The 16,876-nt window shown below is 71.2% G+C and carries 15 protein-coding genes; 5 read left to right on the top strand and 10 right to left on the bottom strand.

What is annotated here, in order from left to right; all coding sequences use genetic code 11:
* Window positions 1–87 precede the first annotated feature (87 nt).
* Complete coding sequence (locus HMPREF3165_RS10885; protein ID WP_070513430.1) at window positions 88–882, bottom strand: SDR family oxidoreductase; 795 nt, start codon at window positions 880–882, stop codon at window positions 88–90.
* A gap of 55 nt (window positions 883–937) precedes the next feature.
* Here HMPREF3165_RS10885 and HMPREF3165_RS10880 point away from each other — a divergent pair, with 55 nt between their 5' ends.
* On the top strand, window positions 938–1,486 hold the full coding sequence (locus HMPREF3165_RS10880; protein ID WP_141745055.1) for a TetR/AcrR family transcriptional regulator: 549 nt from the start codon (window positions 938–940) through the stop codon (window positions 1,484–1,486).
* 26 nt (window positions 1,487–1,512) lie between these two features.
* On the opposite strand, the gene HMPREF3165_RS10875 is transcribed toward HMPREF3165_RS10880, so the two are convergent.
* From HMPREF3165_RS10875 to ispF, 4 genes are all read right to left on the bottom strand, one after another.
* Entirely contained in the window at window positions 1,513–2,754 is a 1,242-nt protein-coding gene (locus HMPREF3165_RS10875; protein ID WP_070513424.1) for a hypothetical protein, read from the bottom strand.
* Window positions 2,755–2,940: 186 nt separating this feature from the next.
* Window positions 2,941–3,939: a 23S rRNA (guanosine(2251)-2'-O)-methyltransferase RlmB gene (rlmB, locus tag HMPREF3165_RS10870; RefSeq protein WP_070513421.1), complete on the bottom strand. Its 999-nt coding sequence runs from the start codon at window positions 3,937–3,939 to the stop codon at window positions 2,941–2,943.
* Between the two features lie 63 nt (window positions 3,940–4,002).
* Window positions 4,003–5,586, bottom strand: coding sequence for a cysteine--tRNA ligase (gene cysS, locus HMPREF3165_RS10865; RefSeq protein WP_070513418.1), 1,584 nt, complete (start codon window positions 5,584–5,586; stop codon window positions 4,003–4,005).
* A gap of 125 nt (window positions 5,587–5,711) precedes the next feature.
* Entirely contained in the window at window positions 5,712–6,350 is a 639-nt protein-coding gene (gene ispF, locus HMPREF3165_RS10860) for a 2-C-methyl-D-erythritol 2,4-cyclodiphosphate synthase (RefSeq protein WP_256275299.1), read from the bottom strand.
* Between the two features lie 213 nt (window positions 6,351–6,563).
* On the opposite strand from ispF, the gene HMPREF3165_RS10855 reads away from it, so the two are divergent.
* Window positions 6,564–7,031, top strand: a complete 468-nt coding sequence (locus HMPREF3165_RS10855) for a transcriptional accessory protein (protein WP_070513415.1) — start codon at window positions 6,564–6,566, stop codon at window positions 7,029–7,031.
* 66 nt (window positions 7,032–7,097) lie between these two features.
* On the opposite strand, the gene HMPREF3165_RS10850 is transcribed toward HMPREF3165_RS10855, so the two are convergent.
* Window positions 7,098–7,775, bottom strand: coding sequence for a uracil-DNA glycosylase (locus HMPREF3165_RS10850; RefSeq protein WP_070513412.1), 678 nt, complete (start codon window positions 7,773–7,775; stop codon window positions 7,098–7,100).
* A 118-nt stretch (window positions 7,776–7,893) separates the two neighbouring features.
* Between HMPREF3165_RS10850 and HMPREF3165_RS10845 the strand changes: the two genes are divergently transcribed.
* From HMPREF3165_RS10845 to groL, 3 genes are all read left to right on the top strand, one after another.
* Window positions 7,894–8,532 carry a LytR C-terminal domain-containing protein gene (locus tag HMPREF3165_RS10845; RefSeq protein WP_083303301.1) on the top strand — a complete coding sequence of 213 codons (639 nt, stop codon included), beginning with the start codon at window positions 7,894–7,896 and terminating at the stop codon, window positions 8,530–8,532.
* A 6-nt stretch (window positions 8,533–8,538) separates the two neighbouring features.
* Window positions 8,539–10,026, top strand: coding sequence for a glycoside hydrolase family 15 (locus tag HMPREF3165_RS10840; RefSeq protein ID WP_070513406.1), 1,488 nt, complete (start codon window positions 8,539–8,541; stop codon window positions 10,024–10,026).
* 314 nt (window positions 10,027–10,340) lie between these two features.
* A complete protein-coding gene (gene groL / locus HMPREF3165_RS10835) occupies window positions 10,341–11,963 on the top strand; it encodes a chaperonin GroEL (RefSeq protein WP_003788944.1) in 1,623 nt (540 codons plus the stop codon).
* A gap of 227 nt (window positions 11,964–12,190) precedes the next feature.
* Here the strand turns inward: groL and HMPREF3165_RS10830 are convergent, their stop codons facing one another.
* From HMPREF3165_RS10830 to HMPREF3165_RS10815, 4 genes are all read right to left on the bottom strand, one after another.
* Window positions 12,191–12,550, bottom strand: coding sequence for a WXG100 family type VII secretion target (locus HMPREF3165_RS10830; RefSeq protein ID WP_070513403.1), 360 nt, complete (start codon window positions 12,548–12,550; stop codon window positions 12,191–12,193).
* Between the two features lie 205 nt (window positions 12,551–12,755).
* Window positions 12,756–14,165 (bottom strand): HD domain-containing protein, encoded by a 1,410-nt coding sequence (locus HMPREF3165_RS10825; protein ID WP_070513400.1) that lies wholly within the window; start codon window positions 14,163–14,165, stop codon window positions 12,756–12,758.
* Window positions 14,166–14,306: 141 nt separating this feature from the next.
* On the bottom strand, window positions 14,307–15,905 hold the full coding sequence (locus tag HMPREF3165_RS10820) for a sensor histidine kinase (protein ID WP_070513397.1): 1,599 nt from the start codon (window positions 15,903–15,905) through the stop codon (window positions 14,307–14,309).
* Window positions 15,905–16,642, bottom strand: a complete 738-nt coding sequence (locus HMPREF3165_RS10815; protein ID WP_009407606.1) for a response regulator transcription factor — start codon at window positions 16,640–16,642, stop codon at window positions 15,905–15,907. Before HMPREF3165_RS10815 ends, HMPREF3165_RS10820 begins: the two co-directional genes overlap by 1 nt.
* Window positions 16,643–16,876: the final 234 nt, after the last annotated feature.

Below are 16,876 nucleotides of genomic sequence, written 5' to 3'. Positions count from 1 at the left end.
ATCCTCCGGGGCAATATCCCAACGGCGCGCAGTACACGTCGCCCCCGCCAGGGTGAGCGTGGCTGCCTCCACCGGTGATCCTGTTGGCTAGGGGTGGCGCCGTTCTTGTAGCCACTGCGCGTAGGTGGGACCCGCTGCAGGGACGTCCTCGCCGGGAATCAGTGCGCCGCGACGGAAAGCGAGTCCCCAGCCGGTGGGAACCACCAGGGGGACCGGCTTCGCCACGAGGCTCGGCAGCTGTGCGGTCATCTCCCACAGCGTCATGACCTCCGGTCCTGCGACCTGGTAGGTCTGACCGTCGGTCTCGCTCAGGGCCGCCCGGGCCGCCGTCTCAGCAACGGAATCGAGGCTGACCGGCCGCATCCTCATCGAGGGAACGAGCGAGATGGGGCCGTAGCGCATGCGCTCCATGTTCTGCTCGGCGAACTCGAACCACTGGGTCGAGCGAACCAGCGACATGCGCTTGCTCAAGTCTTGAGCAAGCCGCTCCTGCGCGCACTTGCCCGCGAAGTAGCCGTAGCCCTGCACCTCCGGAAGGTCGCAGTTGACGATCGACAACAGGACGTGCCTGGCTCCCAGGGCGTTCGCTGCCGCGGACACGGCGCGGGTCGAGCGCGTGAAGAAGTCGGTGGCGACCCTCTTGCTGGTGGTGAACCGTCCGGTGGCCTCCACAATGACATCCGCGCCGGACAGCGCGACAGCTCCGTCGTCATGCAGGACGTCGAATCCGGTACGGCGCGAGTGCAGCGTCACCTGCGCCCCGGCCGCCTGCAGGGCTCGCTTGATGGCTTTCCCTGAGTCACCTGCTCCGACAACTGCCACCTTCACTGCGGTCGCCTCCTCATGGCCCGATCCGGCCGTCGCGTAGACCTCTACGATCATAGAGTGTTCTATGATCGTAGAGGTCATTGTGGTCGGAAAGCAAGGAGCAGGCACGATGGGGCGCAGGGAGCACATCGGTGACGCCGGGGTCGGGCTCATCGCCCGTGACGGGGTGCATGCCCTCACTCATCTGCAGGTCGATACGGAGGCGGGTCTGCCCCGCGGGTCGACCTCCTACTACGCCCGGACTCGCCGTGATCTGCTGGCGCTTGTGGTCAACCGCCTCTCCGAGGGCTCACAGGCTGACATCAACGACCTTGAGATCCCCGCGTCGGTCAGCCGGCAGGAGGCCGCCGAGATCGTCGTCGGCATCTTGGAGCATATGGCGCGGCGTGCGGACGCCCAGGCCGCGCGTGGGGCTCTGCTGTTCGAGCTGCGCGACGACGTCGAGCTCCGGGAGCTGCTCACAGCGGAAGCGCCGGTCAGGCAGCCGCTGACGCGTCTGGCCGAGCGGATACTCCTTGCTGCGGGTATCAACCAGGCCTCTGCTCACGCTCCCGATCTGGTGGGGTTGGTGGATGCCCTGCTCATGTACCAGGCGGCCAAGGCTGCACCCGTGAATGCCCGCAGGGTGCTGAGGGCCTACCTCGAGGGGCTTGACTGACCGGCCCGCCCTGCGGCGTGACGCTTCTAGGCGCCGAGCTCCTCGGCGACCAGGGCCATCTCCTCGTCGGCGCGGCGGCGCAGCTCGCGGTGACGCGTCCAGGAGGCCAGCGAGACCTCGGTGATGGCGTCCACCAGCAGGAAGGCCCCCACGGCCGCCATCCCGCCCGGGATGCTGCCGGTCGAGCGACGACGGCGCACGGCGGCCCCCACGAGGGCCCCGCCCAGACCCGCCTCGAGCAGCGCGGCGCCCCGCACCGCCCACGGCTTGTCCGTCACCGTGCGCACGTAGCCCTGCCAGAAGGCCGAGCCCGGGGTGGAGGGGTCGGCCAGCAGCAGGCCCACGCTGCGGCCCACCGCGTTGGACAGCCCGCGCGGCTCGTGCACGACGACGCCGGGAACCTCCACCGGCGCCAGGCGGCCGGTGAGGACCTCCAGCACCCAGTCGGGCAGGCCCAGGGCCTCAAGCATGGCCGCGAATCCGTCGATGCCGGGCTTGACGATGGCGGCGGCCGCGGCCTCCAGGTCCGCGCCCGGGACGGCGGCGACGATCCCCGACGCATCGGTCAGGTCGGCCAGCAGCTCATCCACCAGGGACCTCAGGGCCGGGCCGGGCTCCTTGACCCCGCCCCACACGTAGCGCGACGTCATGCCCCAGGAGAAGACGGCGTCGTCCTCCGGGTCCCCGGTGGGGATGGCGCGGATGGACATGTCCTCGGAGTCGGAGGTCAGCACCAGGGCCGGCAGGGACTCATCGTCCCAGCCGAAGGTTCCCAGCTCCGTGCCCTCACCGGAGTACATGACGATGCGGCGGTCCAGGCTCGGCGTCGAGGCCACCGCCAGGGGCCGCTCCAGCAGGGTGGCCTGCAGCGGCACCATGTAGGCGCTCATCGGGGAGATCACCACGGTGCGGGCACTGGCCGAGCCGTGGTGGGTGATCGAGGGCAGCTCGACGTCGTCGGGCAGGGCGTTGAAGGTCGCCGGGCCCACGGCGACGTCGGCCGTGAACTGCCGGGCCAGGGACTCCACGAGCTCACTGACGCTCGGGCCGGGCACAACGCCCCCGCGTGAGGGCGGCGTCACCGCGACCCGGCCCTCGACGTCGGTCATGAGGGTCAGGCTGAGCAGGTGGGTGGTGGCCGGGAACCACTCCAGGCGCACGACTACCCCGCGCTCGGCGAAGGCGTCGGCGACCGCCTCCGGCGTCGTGCCCGGCGCGATGAGCACGCCGTCGGTGCGGTTCCAGCGCTGCGAAGCGTCCTGGGCCATGGGGACCTCCTGTGGATCGGATGCGGCCCATTGTGTCAGCAACGGGGCCGTCTTGGAGAAGTGTAAACCGGGCGCTTTTCCTGCCGGGGTGGCCGGATCCGTCGGATCCATCGGATCGGCAGGATCGGCAGGATCGGCAGGATCGGCAGGCTCTGTCGGGGCTGGGCCGGTCCTGAGCGGCGGGGGTCAGCTGCCGGCGCCGGCGGCCCGACGCCGCAGACGGTCGACCTCGTAGAGGCTGATACCCGTGGCCACGGCCGCGTTGAGGGACTCCACGCTGCGGCTGATCGGCACCGAGGCCAGCACGTCGCAGGTCTCGCGCACCAGGCGGGACAGGCCCGCGCCCTCCGCGCCGGTGACCAGCACCAGGGGTGAGTCGGCCAGGGTGAGGTCCTCGACGGCGGTGCTGCCCGAGCCGTCCAGGCCGACGACGAAGCAGCCCTCCTTCTTCAGCTGCTCCAGGGTGCGCACGAGGTTCGTCTCGCGGGCCACGCGCACCCGGGCGGCGGCGCCGGCCGACACCTTCCACACGGTGGCGTTGACGCCCACCGAGCGGCGCTCGGGGATGATGACGCCGTCGGCTCCGAAGGCTCCAGCGCTGCGCAGGACCGCGCCGAGGTTGTGGGGGTCGGTCACCTGGTCCAGGGCCACGAGCAGCGGCGTGTGGCCCAGGGCGCGGGCGCGCTCGAGCAGGTCGCGGGCAGTGGTGTACTCGTAGGCGGGCACCTCGATGGCCACGCCCTGGTGGGTGGCGGAGTCGGTCAGGGCGTCCAGGTCCAGCTTGGTGGTCTCCAGCACCGGGGCGCCGAGCAGGGCGGCGCGGCGCACCACGGCGCCCAGGCGGTCGTCGGACTGGGCGGAGACCGCCATGAAGACCCGAGTGATCGGCACTGAGGCGTAGGCGGCCTCGGCCACGGCGTTGCGCCCGCACAGGATCTCGTGGTCCTCGGGCACGTCGAAGCGGCGCTTGATCTTCTCCAGCTGCTTGGCGCGGGTGGGCTGGGCGGCCCGGGACTCGGCGCGGGCCTTCGCCCGGGCCTTGGGGTGGCCGACGCGGTTCTCCGCGCGCGGGGTGGGGCCCTTGCCCTCCAGGCCCTTGCGGCGCTGGCCGCCCGAGCCCTTCGTGGGGCCCTTCTTCGAGCCGGGGCGGCGCTTGGCGCCGGGGTACTGCTCGTTGCCGGGCATCCGGCCTCCTGTTCGTGACGGTACGAGTTGATGCGAAAGAGTCGTGGGCGGCGGGCGGGTCGCTCAGGCCAGGTGCCAGCGGGCGCCCGAGGGGGAGTCCTCGACGACGACGCCGGCCCCGGTCAGCTTGTCGCGCAGGGCGTCGGCGCGCGACCAGTCCTTGGCGGCGCGGGCTTGGGCCCGTTCCTCCAGGTCGTGGCGGATGAGACGGTCGAGGGCCTCCATGGCGGCACCGCCCTGGGAGGAGCCGGCACCGTCGAGGACCCGGGTGCGCCAGGGCTCGGCCAGCGGGTCCAGGCCCAGGACGTCGAGCTGGGAGCGCAGGTCCAGGGCGAGGCCGGTCACCGAGGCGCGCAGGGCGTCGTCGGCCCCCTGGCCGCCGCTCGGGGCGGCCTGGGTGAGGGCTACGTTGAGGGCCTTGAGGGTGGCGTGGACGACCGCCATGGCGCCGGCCAGGTTGAGGTCCTCATCCATGGCGGTGGTGAACTCGGCCGGCAGGGCCCGGGCGCGCACCTGCTCGGCGGAGGCGTCGACGGGGTTGGCGTCCCCGCCGTCGCAGAACTCGTAGGCCCGCAGGATCGCGCCGGACAGTCGCTCCCACAGGGCGGCGGCGTCGGCCAGGGTCTCCTCGGAGAACTCCACGGTGGAGCGGTGGTGGACGGTGCCCAGGGCCAGGCGCAGCACGGCGGCGTCGTAGCGCTTGAGCAGCTCGGCCACCACCAGGGAGTTGCCCAGCGACTTGCTCATCTTCTCGCCCTTGATGGTCACCCAGGCGTTGTGGACCCAATGGCGCGCGAAGCCCCAGCCGGCTCCGTGGGACTGGGCCTGCTCGTTCTCGTGGTGCGGGAAGCGCAGGTCGATGCCGCCGCCGTGGATGTCGAAGGTCTCGCCCAGGTAGCGGCGCGACATGGCCGAGCACTCCAGGTGCCAGCCGGGCCGGCCCCGACCCCAGGGGGCGTCCCAGGCGGCGTCGGCCGGCTCGGTGGGCTTGGCGGCCTTCCACAGGGCGAAGTCGCGTGGGTCGCGCTTGTCGGCCTCGACGTCGTCGTCGAGCTGGGACTCGTCCTCGGTGGTGGCCAGGTCCTCCAGGCGCTGGTTGGTGAGGGACCCGTAGCCGGGCAGGGAGCGCACGTCGTAGTAGACGTTGCCGGACTCTCCGACGTAGGCGTGGCCGGCGTCCAGCAGGCGCTGGACCAGGTCGATCATCTCGGGGATGTGGCCGGTGGCGCGCGGCTCGTAGGTGGGGGCGTCCACGCCCAGGGCGCGGTAGGCGGCGTCGAACTCCCGCTCGAAGCGCTGGGCCCAGGCCCACCACGGCACCGGCGGCTCGGCGGCGGCGGACTTGCTGAGGATCTTGTCGTCGATGTCCGTCACGTTGCGGATGAGGCGGACCTCCTGGCCGCCGCGCTCGAGCCAGCGGCGCAGGACGTCGAAGGCGATGCCGCTGCGCATGTGGCCGATATGGGGCGAGCCTTGGACGGTGGCACCACACAGGTAGATCGTCACCAGGCCGGGGGTGGCCGTGGGGGCCAGCGGCACGATCGCGCGGGCGGCGGAGTCGTACAGACGCAGGGCCGGCGCGTCCGCTCGGGCGGCGGAGTCGGCGGGGCCCGCGGACTCAGGGGACTCAGTGGGGGTGATGCTCACAGGCACAGGCTACCTGGCCGCCCGCCACCGGTGTCTACCAGGACCAGGACTTTTTCCCGAGGTGCTCGACGTCGCGGTCGTACCTTAGTCCTCGCAGTCGAGGGTTCAGGGTACGACCTCGAGGGCTAACCCACGACCGGGCGAACGGCGTCGGGGACCGGGTAGACCAGGGCGGTGGCGACGTCGAGCAGGCCCTCGGTGCGCCCCAGGAAACCCAGGTGGTCAGTGGTGGTGGCGGAGAAGGAGACCCGGGCGGAGGCGGCCTCGGACAGCGCACGGGAGGCCTCCGCGGAGCGGGCGGCCACGCGCGGGCGCTCACCTACGAGCTGGACGGCGATGTTGCCGATCTCGAAGCCGGCCTCGCGCACCCGGCGGGCGGCCTCGCTCAGGAGCGCCGTCCCGGAGGCCCCCTTCCACTGGGGCTCGGCGGTGCCGAAGTTCGAGCCCAGGTCGCCCAGTCCGGCGGCCGAGAACAGGGCGTCGCAGCAGGCGTGGGCGACGACGTCGCCGTCGGAGTGACCGGCCAGGCCCACCTCGCCGGGCCACTCCAGGCAGGCCAGGTGCATGGGGGTGCCCGAGTCGGGGGCGGCGAAGGCATGCACGTCGGTGCCGATGCCGGTGCGCGGCAGGAACTGGGCGATCTGGTTCAGGTCGATCGTGGCCGGGCCGGCGGCGTGGCGGGCCCGGGACGGTGCCGGGGCCTGTGAGTCGGGGGCGGCGGGTGAGGCGTCACCGGGGACGACGCCGGTGGAGGCGGCGTCCATGGGCTGAGCAGCGTGGGATGACTGGTCTGACTGGCGTGCGGACATGGGGCCGTGTCTACCAGATGGGACCTGGCCGCGTTCTGAGCGGCCCGGCCGTCGTCGGCCCGGTCTGGTAGTGGACCGGAAGGACGAGCGCTATGCGGTGGCGGCCTGCCGGCCAAGGTCACAGTCTCTCCGGCACTCAGTGAAGGCGGAAGCATTTATATTGCCTCCATGATTATTTGGCGTGGCTGGGGAATTCTGGGTCTGTTTGTCACTCTGGCGGGAGTATTCGGAACTCTGACAGTCGTGGAGGCGCTGCTGGGGACCAGCGAGTCGGCGTTAGCACTGGGCGGCGGAATAGGGTTTCTGCTGGCAGGGGTGGCCAACTTCTTCCTTGGTCGGTGGCTCAACATCATTCGCCCGGCTCAGAATGCTGAGGACTTCCGCAATCAGCTGCGGGCCGATCTGTGGGAGCGTGTGGCCAACGATGCCTTCCAGATGGCTCCCGGTGCCCCGGAGCCGTCTTCCGAGGCGGAGGCTGCTCAGCAGATCGAGCAGGTCGTGGCCGGCGAGAGTCGCAATGCGGAACGGGCGGGACGTAACATCCACACCTTCTTCTTCATCCCCCTTCAGTGGCTTGGTGCGCTCGAGTGCATCGGAGGTCTCGTGTTCTCCTTCTACTCGCCCTTCGCCGGCTGAGCAGCCCTCACGGGCGCGATTCCACCAAGGGGGCTGGTCGGCGCTGAGCGGGCCGGCCCTCGACGTTCAGGGTAGGCGCCAGTCGACGGGTGCGGCCCCCATCTCGGTGAGGATCGCGTTGGCGCGGCTGAAGGGGCGCGAGCCGAAGAACCCGCGCGAGGCCGACAGCGGAGACGGGTGCGGTGAGGCGATGATGGGGGTCTGCCCCAGCATCGGGGTCAGCGACTGCGCCGGCCGCCCCCACAGGATCGCCACGAGCGGGCCGCCGCGCTCCACCAGGGCCTCGATCGCCCGCTGCGTCACCTTCTCCCAGCCCCAGCCCTTGTGCGAGGCCGGCGCCCCCGGGCGAACGGTGAGCACCCGGTTGAGCAGCATGACGCCCTGCCGGCACCACGGCGTCAGGTCCCCCGACGTCGGCCTGGGCACACCCAGGTCACTGACCAGCTCGCGGAAGATGTTCTCCAGGCTGCGCGGGGGCTTGACGCCGGGCGCCACCGAGAAGCTCAGCCCCATGGGATGGCCCGGGGTGGGGTAGGGGTCCTGGCCGACGATGAGGACTCGCACGTCCTCCATCGGGTAGGTGAAGGCGCGCAGCACGTCGGTCCCCGCCGGGAGGTACCCGACGCCGGAGGCCACCTCCTGGCGCAGCCGCTCCCCGATCTCATGGACCGTGGGCTCCACGGGGGCCAGGGCGCGCGCCCAGGAGGGATCGATGATCTCGGACAGGGGCTTGGCGGATGTCACGCCGCGAGCCTAACGGCCCACCTGCCACACCGCAGGAATCTGCCGGGCCCGATGTCACCGCCTTGTGAGCCGGACGTGGTGAGCAATACCCGACGAATGACGCTCGGACCGGTATCTTGTGAGCGTGAGCAACTATGACTACCCCGAGGACGAGTTCGACGTCGGCGATGATGACGGCCCGGTTCCTGTGGGCGTGCACCGTGCCCAGGTGCCCAGGTGGCGCAGCTGGGTGCCGCTGCTGGCGATCATCATCATTGTCCCGGCGCTCGCCTGGGGCGCGGTGACGCTGTTCCTCAACGGCTCAGGAGGCTCCGGCTCGTCGGACGCGGTCTCCTCCTCTCAGCCCGCCCAGGGCGGACAGGCCGGTGGCAACAAGAACGCGGACAGCAAGGGCGACAAGGGCGACAAGGGCGGCGCCGCCTCGGCCAAACCCAGTGCCTCGGCCAGCGCCTCCGGCAACGTGGACTTCAACACCGGGGTCTCGGTGGCCAACGGGACGAACACCGACGGCCTGGCCAAGGGGGCCAGCGAGAAGCTCACCAACGGCGGCTTCACCGCAGTGGAGGTCATCCCCGGGGTCTACGAGAACGCGGAGCCGGCCCAGTCGACGGTCTACTTCAGCTCCCCGCAGGCCCGGCCCGCGGCCGAGGAGGTCGGCAAGCGTCTCGGGATCAGCAACGTGGTGGAGGGCACCGCGGAGAACACCCAGGGCGCCTCGATCGCCGTCATCCTGCGTGACGACTACAAGCCTCAGTAAAGGGGCATGAGGCCACTGGCGCTTCCCGGGCGTCGTCGGTTCCTGGCTCTCGCCGCGGCGGTCCCGCTCACCGCCGCCGCGGTCCTCTGGGGCGGCTCGCGCCTGGTGGGCCTCGGCCGCCGCGCCCCGACGCTGCTGAGCGGCGGGCTCGTCGTGGGCGGGGGAGGGGTCCTGTACCCCATGGCCCCGGATGACACTGTTGCCTACGTCCCGGGGACCCGCCTGCCTCGGGCCCCCGAACCGTGGGGCCTGACGACCTCGCAGCAGAGCGCCCTGGCCCGTCAGGCGCTCGCCCGCCGCCAGGCTGCCCGCCTTCCTCAAGGCCGGTGGGCGGACCTGGCCGACGGCGCCCTGACCGACCTGCTGGCCCTGACCGGACCGGCACTCATGCCCGGTCCGATGGTCCCCGCCGGCCCTGCTGACCCGTCTGCCGAACCTTCCGCCGGGTCGACGCCGCCCCCGACTCCCACCTCCGCCGGGGGCGCCGGGCGGGAGGGGCGCGACTCGCGCGAAGCTCTGCCGCCGGGGGCCGAGGTCTTCCCCCCGGGTGCGGTCGTGGCGGCGCCCATGAGCATCTGGCGCTACGTCTGGCCCCGGGACGCCGCCTTCGCCGCGGCCGCCTTCAGTGCCGTGAACCTGGCCGATGAGGCGCTGGGGGTTCTGGGCAACCTGGCCTCCTGGCAGCGGGCCGACGGCGGCTTCGAGGCCCGCTACACCAGCAGCGGCCGCGTGCCGGACAACCGCCCCGCCCAGGCTGACGGCGCTGGATGGTTCCTGTGGGCCGCGGGCCGGCTCCTGGCCGACGGCGTTCCCGCCGCCGACCTGCGTGACCGCCTGGGCGCGCCCCTGGCGCGCGCCGCCTCCCGGCTCCTGGGGATCACGGACACGCCCTCCCGTCTGCCGGCGGCCTCGCCCGACTACTGGGAGGTCGCCGAGACGGTCCTCACCCTGGGGACGGCCGCCCCGGTGCTCCTGGGGCTGGAGGCGGCGACGGCGCTGGCCCGGGCCGGGATCGACCTCGGCGGCCCCGCCCAGGCCCTGGCCGAGCGGGTGACAGCGGTGCGCAGCGCCATGGAGCGCAACTTCGCCCCCGCCTGGGGCCGCCATCTGCGGCGCGACGACGTCGACGCCGCCATCGCCCTGGTCCTGCCTCCCTTCACCCGGCCGCTGGCCGGGGCCCGAACAGTGCGGCAGACGGCGGCCGCACGCATGCACCGCCCCACCGGGGGCCTCGCCCCGGGAGCGGGCTGGCGCGATGACGGTATCTCCTGGACACCGGAGACCGCCCTCATGGCCTGGTCGGCCCTGGCGCTTGGAATGGAGGAGGAAGGGACCCGGCTGCTGGCGTGGCTCGAGGCGCACCGCACCGCTGCCGGCGCTCTGCCGGAGAAGGTCCTGGCCGACGGCGCCCCGGCGGGGCCCGCGCCCCTGGCCTGGACCTGCGCACTCATCCTGCTGGCCACTGGCTCACGGACCGAGGCCCCGCCCTCCTGACTCAGGCAGCGGCCCGAGGCAGGACCGGCTGCGGGACCTCCCGCTGGCCCACCCGCGGGCCCGGCGGGATTCCCTGCTTCGCCGTCGGAGGATTCAGTGCCGATGAGAACTGAGCTCCTTGCACTCAAGGACTGAGAGTGCCAGCATTGCGGTTAGCACTCGGGCACCTCGAGTGACAAAGCATCCTTGAATGCACCAAGTTCATCCAGGCTGGAACGTGAGGGCCGGCGTCGGGCGTGACGTGAACGCCCGGGACCGATCCGTCCGTCGCGGGCACGAACCGGCCGCCCCTACCACGCAGTGGAGGAAACTCAATGTCCAAGATCATCGCCTTCGACGAGGAGGCCCGCCGCGGCATGGAGCGCGGCCTCAACACCCTCGCCGACACCGTCAAGGTCACCCTGGGCCCCAAGGGCCGTAACGTCGTGCTCGACAAGAAGTGGGGCGCCCCCACGATCACCAACGACGGCGTGACCATCGCCAAGGAGATCGAGCTCGAGGAGCCCTACGAGAAGATCGGCGCCGAGCTCGTCAAGGAGGTCGCCAAGAAGACCGACGACGTCGCGGGCGACGGCACCACCACCGCCACCGTCCTGGCCCAGGCCCTGGTGCGCGAGGGCCTGCGCAACGTCGCCGCCGGCGCCAACCCGATCGCCGTTCGCCGCGGTATCGAGAAGGCCGTCGCGGCCGTCGTCGAGCGCCTGCTGGCCGACGCCAAGGAGGTCGAGACCCAGGAGGAGATCGCGGCCACCGCCTCCATCTCCGCCGCCGACGAGCAGATCGGTGCCTTCATCGCCGAGGCCCTGGAGAAGGTCGGCCACGAGGGCGTCGTCACCGTCGAGGAGTCCAACACCTTCGGCCTCGAGCTCGAGGTCACCGAGGGTATGCGCTTCGACAAGGGCTTCATCTCCCCCTACTTCGTCACCGACCCCGACCGCCAGGAGGCCGTCCTGGAGGACGCCTACGTCCTGCTGGTCGAGTCCAAGATCTCCAACGTCAAGGACCTGCTCCCGCTGCTGGAGAAGGTCATGCAGACCGGCAAGCCGCTGGCCATCATCGCCGAGGACGTCGAGGCCGAGGCCCTGGCCACCCTCGTCGTCAACCGCATCCGCGGCACCTTCAAGTCCGTGGCCGTCAAGGCCCCCGGCTTCGGTGACCGCCGCAAGGCGATGCTGCAGGACATGGCCATCCTCACCGGCGGTACGGTCATCTCCGAGACCGTCGGCCTCAAGCTCGAGAACGCCACCCTGGAGGACCTGGGCCAGGCCCGCAAGGTCGTCGTCACCAAGGACGACACCACCCTGGTCGAGGGCGCCGGCGACAAGGAGGCCATCGAGGCCCGGACCGCCCAGATCCGCCTGGAGATCGAGAACTCCGACTCCGACTACGACCGCGAGAAGCTCTCCGAGCGTCTGGCCAAGCTGGCCGGCGGCGTGGCCGTCCTCAAGTCCGGTGCCGCCACCGAGGTGGAGCTCAAGGAGCGCAAGCACCGCATTGAGGACGCCGTGCGCAACGCCAAGGCCGCCGTCGAGGAGGGCATCGTCGCCGGTGGTGGCGTCGCCCTGCTCCAGGCCGCCGAGGTCCTCGACACCCTCAAGCTCGAGGGCGACGAGGCTACCGGCGCCGCGATCGTCAAGGTCGCCGTGGAGGCCCCGCTCAAGCAGATCGCTGCCAACGCCGGCCTCGAGGGCGGCGTGGTCGTGGACCGCGTGCGCAACCTGCCCACCGGTGAGGGCCTCAACGCCGCCACCGGTGAGTACGTCAACCTGCTGGCCGCCGGCATCGCCGACCCGGTCAAGGTGACCCGCTCCGCCCTGCAGAACGCCGGTTCCATCGCCGGTCTGTTCCTGACCACCGAGGCCGTCGTGGCCGACAAGCCCGAGCCCCCGGCCGCCCCGGCCGACGGTGGCGCCGGCGACATGGGTGGCATGTACTGATCGACGCGACTGCCGACGAGCCAGTCATCACCCGGTAGCCCGGCCGCGACGTCGGCCGGTCCCGGAACCGCGGCGGGCCGTCTCTCACACACGTGAGGGGCGGCCCGCCGCCGTATCCGTACCTGTCCGTGCTGGGCGGGTCGGCTGGCCTGTGCGGGCAGGACCGCGTGGCGCTCACGCTGAGGCCAGACGGCGCAGTCCTGAGCGAGCCTCGCCGTCGGCGCCTCCTACCAGGCGCCCAAGGGCGCCGAGCCGGCGGCCGGTGCGGGAGCCGGTGTGGGCGCGGGAGCCGGCGTTGAGCCGGCGAAACGGCCCTGGTTGGAGGTCTCGGCGTCGTCGTAGCACACGGCGGCGTTGTCCAGGGCCAGGCTGATCTGATCGAGGTTGGACTGCACCTGGATCTGGGTGAGGTGCCAGTCGGCCGCGCAGGCGGCCATGGAGTCCGACGCCGTCCCGGTCCAGCAGGTCTGGAGCAGGCCGATGTCTCCCCGCATGCCATCGACCTCGGTCTGGATCGTCGCGATGCGGGTACGGGTCCGGGCGGCGGTGTCAGCCACCGCGGCAGTATCGACGGAGTAGGTGGGCATGAGGGGCGTCCTTTCGTGAGAGGCGGCCCGAGGGCCGTGCGCGGTGTGCTGGTGGTGCACCGAGGTGCGCGCTGTGCCTCTCACGGTAGGGGCCCGGCCGGCGGCGTACCGGGCGAGGATCCGGCCCTGTGGAGTGGGCCTGCAGATCGTGGCCTGTGGCCCCGCAGACGGCGGGCCGTCCCTGAGGGAAGGGGAGGCCGGAGCCTCAGAGGTCCCCGGCGCCGTCGTCGATGATCTCCTCGGTGATGGGGGCGATCTCGCCGGTGCGGGCCTCGCGCAGCTCCTTGGCCTCCTGGGTCTTGGCCCGCAGCTTCTCGGTGAGCTTGTCCCGCTCGGCCTGGACCCGGGCGCGGCGGTCCTCGCCGTCGTCGGAGCGGTTGCGTGAGCACATGAGCAGGTCCAGGTCCGCGATGCACGACTCCATGGAGGCGGTGTGCGTCATCGCCTCCTCGCCGTCCTTGTCCTCGCGCCCCTCGCCGCGCTCAGCGGGCGCCTCGACGGGGCGGCGTGCCGAGGCCACGGCCGGGATCCCGCGGGCGGGGGTGCGCGGCGAGGAGGCGCTCGACGGGGAGGAGGATGATGCCGGAGCCGCCGGCGATCCTGAGGACGCCGTGGCGGCCGGGGCGGCGGGTGTCGTTGCGCTCGACGGAGGTACCGTGGCCCTCAGGGCCCTGAGCTCGGTGGGATTCAGACGCAGGGTGTCGCCGTCCTGGGCGGGGCCGGCCAGAGGGTCCTCGGCGGGCAGCGCCTGGAGGCCCAGCGGAGGGGTGCGAGGGGCGCGTTCGGCGGCCTCGCCCAGCTGCCCGGGAACGGGGGCGGCGGCGCCGGCAGGATCGCCCACGGGGGCGGCCGGTGCGGGACGCGCCGGTTCCTGAGCGGCCCCGGCCTCCGGGGCCGCCGGAACGGCCTGCGCTCCCTGCTCATCGGCGAGCTTGGCGAGCTTCTCGTGGAGACGTCGCTGCTCGGCCGCCAGGTTCTCGCGGGCCGGGTGCTCCCAGCGCTGGCCCAGCGGGGAGTGGAAGAGATGATCGCGGTCCAGCAGGCGGGAGACGATCGTCAGGCGGCCGCGCAGGTACTCCTCCACGGGGATGTGGGAGTACTCCTCGCGCAGAAGCCGCACGTACTCGGTGTAGGTCTGGGGGTCCACGGCCAGGGTGCCCAGGTCGGCGTCGATGAGGGCCTGGGCGTCGATGTCGTCATCGGCGAGCATGTGCCGCTTGAGGTTGACGATGAGGCTGCACACCCGCTTGACCGTCTCCATCGGGACACCCAGGTGACGCAGGTCGGCCTCGGCGAAGGCGGCCGAGGCGGTCTCGTCCTCGCCGCCGTTGCCGCGGATGACCTCCTCGACGTCGGAGGAGAAGACGCAGCCGTGGTACCAGCAGGCGACCCGCATGATGTCCGGGTCGTGCGACTCCTCGGCCAGCTCATCGACCCGCGCGAGCATGTCGATGAGGTGGCGAAGATTGTGGAAGCGACGATCCGGTGTGGACCAGCGCTCAATGAGGAGCTCGCCGGCGGAGCCGATCGCCTCTGGGGGCTGCGTGGCGCCGATCGCCTTCACCGAGCGGGTGAAGGCGGGCAGAAGCCATTGCGGTGCTTCGATAACACCCATGGGTCAGTCTCCGTGTTGGAAATGGAACGCGTGCCATCGTAGGACTGTCCTCGCCGTGACGTCGACGTGACACAGTGTCTGGCGTGCCACTCTTATCGTGATCGAGGCCCGCCGGCGCTGCCTGAGGTGCGGCGGCGAGGCCTACCAGGCCGGCGCGGGCGGCAGCTCGATGTGGACGGTGGCGCCGCCGCCGGGGGTCTGGAGCATCTGGACGGTGCCCTTGTGAGCGGCCACGATCCCCAGCACGATCGCCAGGCCCAGGCCGGAGCCTCCGGTCTCCCGGTTGCGGGAGGTGTCCGAGCGGTAGAAGCGCTGGAAGACCTTCTCGGCCGCCTCCGGTGGCACGCCGTGGCCGTGGTCGCGGACCTCGACGACGACGACCGGCTGCGCCGTCGGGTTGGCCCGCGGGGGCGCCATGCCGATGGCGATCTCCACCGGCGTCCCGGAAGGGGTGTGGCGCACCACGTTGCCCAGCAGGTTGGTGAGGATCTGGGAGAGGCGGTCGCGGTCACCGATGACCTGAAGCGAGGGGGCCTCCTTGCCGGCGGCCTCGTCGCGGGGGTCGAGGGGGATGAGGCCGCAGTCGCGCTCGGGGGCCAGCACCATCATGTCGCTGAGGGCCCCGGCGGCCAGGTCGGTGAGGTTGACCGGCTCCATCGACATCTCCCGGCTCTCGTCGATCCGGGCCAGCTGGAGGAGATCGTCGACGAGGCGCCCCATCCGGTTGGACTCAGTCTCGATGCGCCCCATGACCTCACCGGTCTTGTTCGCGGGCACCCCGCCCATCCGGTAGAGCTCGCCGTAGCCGCGGATGGCGGCCAGGGGGGTGCGCAGCTCGTGGGAGGCATCGGAGACGAAGCGCGTCATCCGCTCCTGGGCCACGACCTGGGCGGCGAAGGAGCTCTCGTTCTGGGTGAGCATCGTGTTGATCGCCCGCTGCAGCGAGCCCACCTCCGTGGTGCGCGGCTCGGTGACCAGAATGCGTGCGGACAGGTCGCCGTGGGCGATCCGGGCGGCCACGCTCTCGATCTGGCGCAGGGAGCGGAACGAGCGGTGGACCAGGTAGGTGGCGAAGAGGGCGCCCACCGAGATGATCGAGACGTCGGCCAGGGCCACTACGAGGCGGGTGCGCTCGACGGTCTCCATGACGTCGCTCAGCGGGAGGGCCAGGGCCACGGCACCGGTGTACTCGCCGGTGTTCTGGTCCCGGATGAGCAGGGTAATCATCCGCCACTGGTGGCCGGGCTGATCGGAGTTGACCGTCGTGATCGGGAAGTCGTTCTTGTCCGCGTGGGCCAGGGCGCGCCGGTAGTCCAGGCCCTTGATCTGGGGCCGGCCGTACGTGGCGGCGGTGTCCGGCGAGATCCACTCCCCGTTGCGGGTGGGGTCGAGGTACTCGGCCTTGACGTAGTAGTTCGAGGGGAAGGTGGTGCTGCTGGTCCCGCCCTCGCGGATCTGGGCCAGTCCCTGGCTTCCGATGGCCACGGAGGTGGTGCGCAGCTGGCTGTCGATCTGGCCCATCATGTGGCTGTAGAGCAGCGAGGTCACCACGAAGGAGACGACGATGAGCCCGATGGCGAGCAGGCCGGTGGTCATGAGGGTCAGGCGCGTGCGCAGCGGCATTGCCTGCCAGGGCCGCTGAATCGCGGTGATCGGGTGCCATCGGCCCCGTTTGATCGGGCGGTGCTGCTTACCGGACGACTTGGCCGGGCGCGTGCTCCCCCCACGCGCCGCCGCCATCACTCGGCCTTGGGTTCGCGGAGCATGTAGCCGACTCCGCGACGAGTCTGGATGAGTGGGGTGACGGGCTGGCCGTCGGCTCCCTGGATCTGGTCCACCTTTCGGCGCAGGTAGGAGATGTAGGACTCCACGATCGCGGCGTCACCGTTCCAGTCGTACTCCCAGACGTGGTCGAGGATCTGGGCCTTGGACACGACGCGCCCGGCATTGAGCATGAGGTAGCGCAGGAGCTTGAACTCGGTGGGGGACAGATCCACCTCGACCTCGGCGCGGTACACCTCGTGGGCGTCCTCGTCCAGGACCAGGTCGGCCACGCGCACGACGCCGTCGTCCTGGTTCTCAATGGCGTGGGTGCGGCGCAGGATGGCGCGGATGCGGGCGATGACCTCCTCCAGCCCGAAGGGCTTGGTGACGTAGTCATCGCCGCCGACGGTCAGGCCCTGAACCTTGTCCGCCATGTCATCGCGGGCGGTCAGGAAGAGGATCGGGGTGGTCACGTCACGCTCGCGCAGGCGCCGGGCCACGGTGAAGCCGTCCATGTCGGGCAGCATGACATCAAGGACCACCAGGTCGGGGGATGTCTTCTCCACCGTCTTCAGCGCGCCGTTGCCGTCGCCTGCGATCGAGACCTCGAAGCCTGCGAAGCGCAGGGACGAGGCCAGCAGGTCGCGGATGTTGGGTTCATCGTCGACGACAAGGAGGTGAGCTTCGGTGCGGGACTGCTGGGAACGCTCCATGAGTCTCACCATTCCTTCAGTTTCTGGTCGTTTCCTGAACGACTTCCGAATGGTCGCTGTTGATAGGTCAAGTGGTTCGTGTGACCTCACACCAATTGTAGACCCAGGAAGTCTTGGAATTCCCACAAAACGGGGGAGCTGTGTGGTTGCTGCTTGAACCGGGGTGATCGCCTGCGACTCTCCGGTGAGTCGGGCTGTGACATGAGGCGGGGCGGCGACACCTGTCGCCGCCCC

Source organism: Actinomyces sp. HMSC08A09, from assembly GCF_001807465.1.
Taxonomy (GTDB): domain Bacteria; phylum Actinomycetota; class Actinomycetes; order Actinomycetales; family Actinomycetaceae; genus Actinomyces; species Actinomyces oris.
Note: the sequence above shows the minus strand (reverse complement) of the source record. Positions and strands in the feature narration are given on the sequence as shown.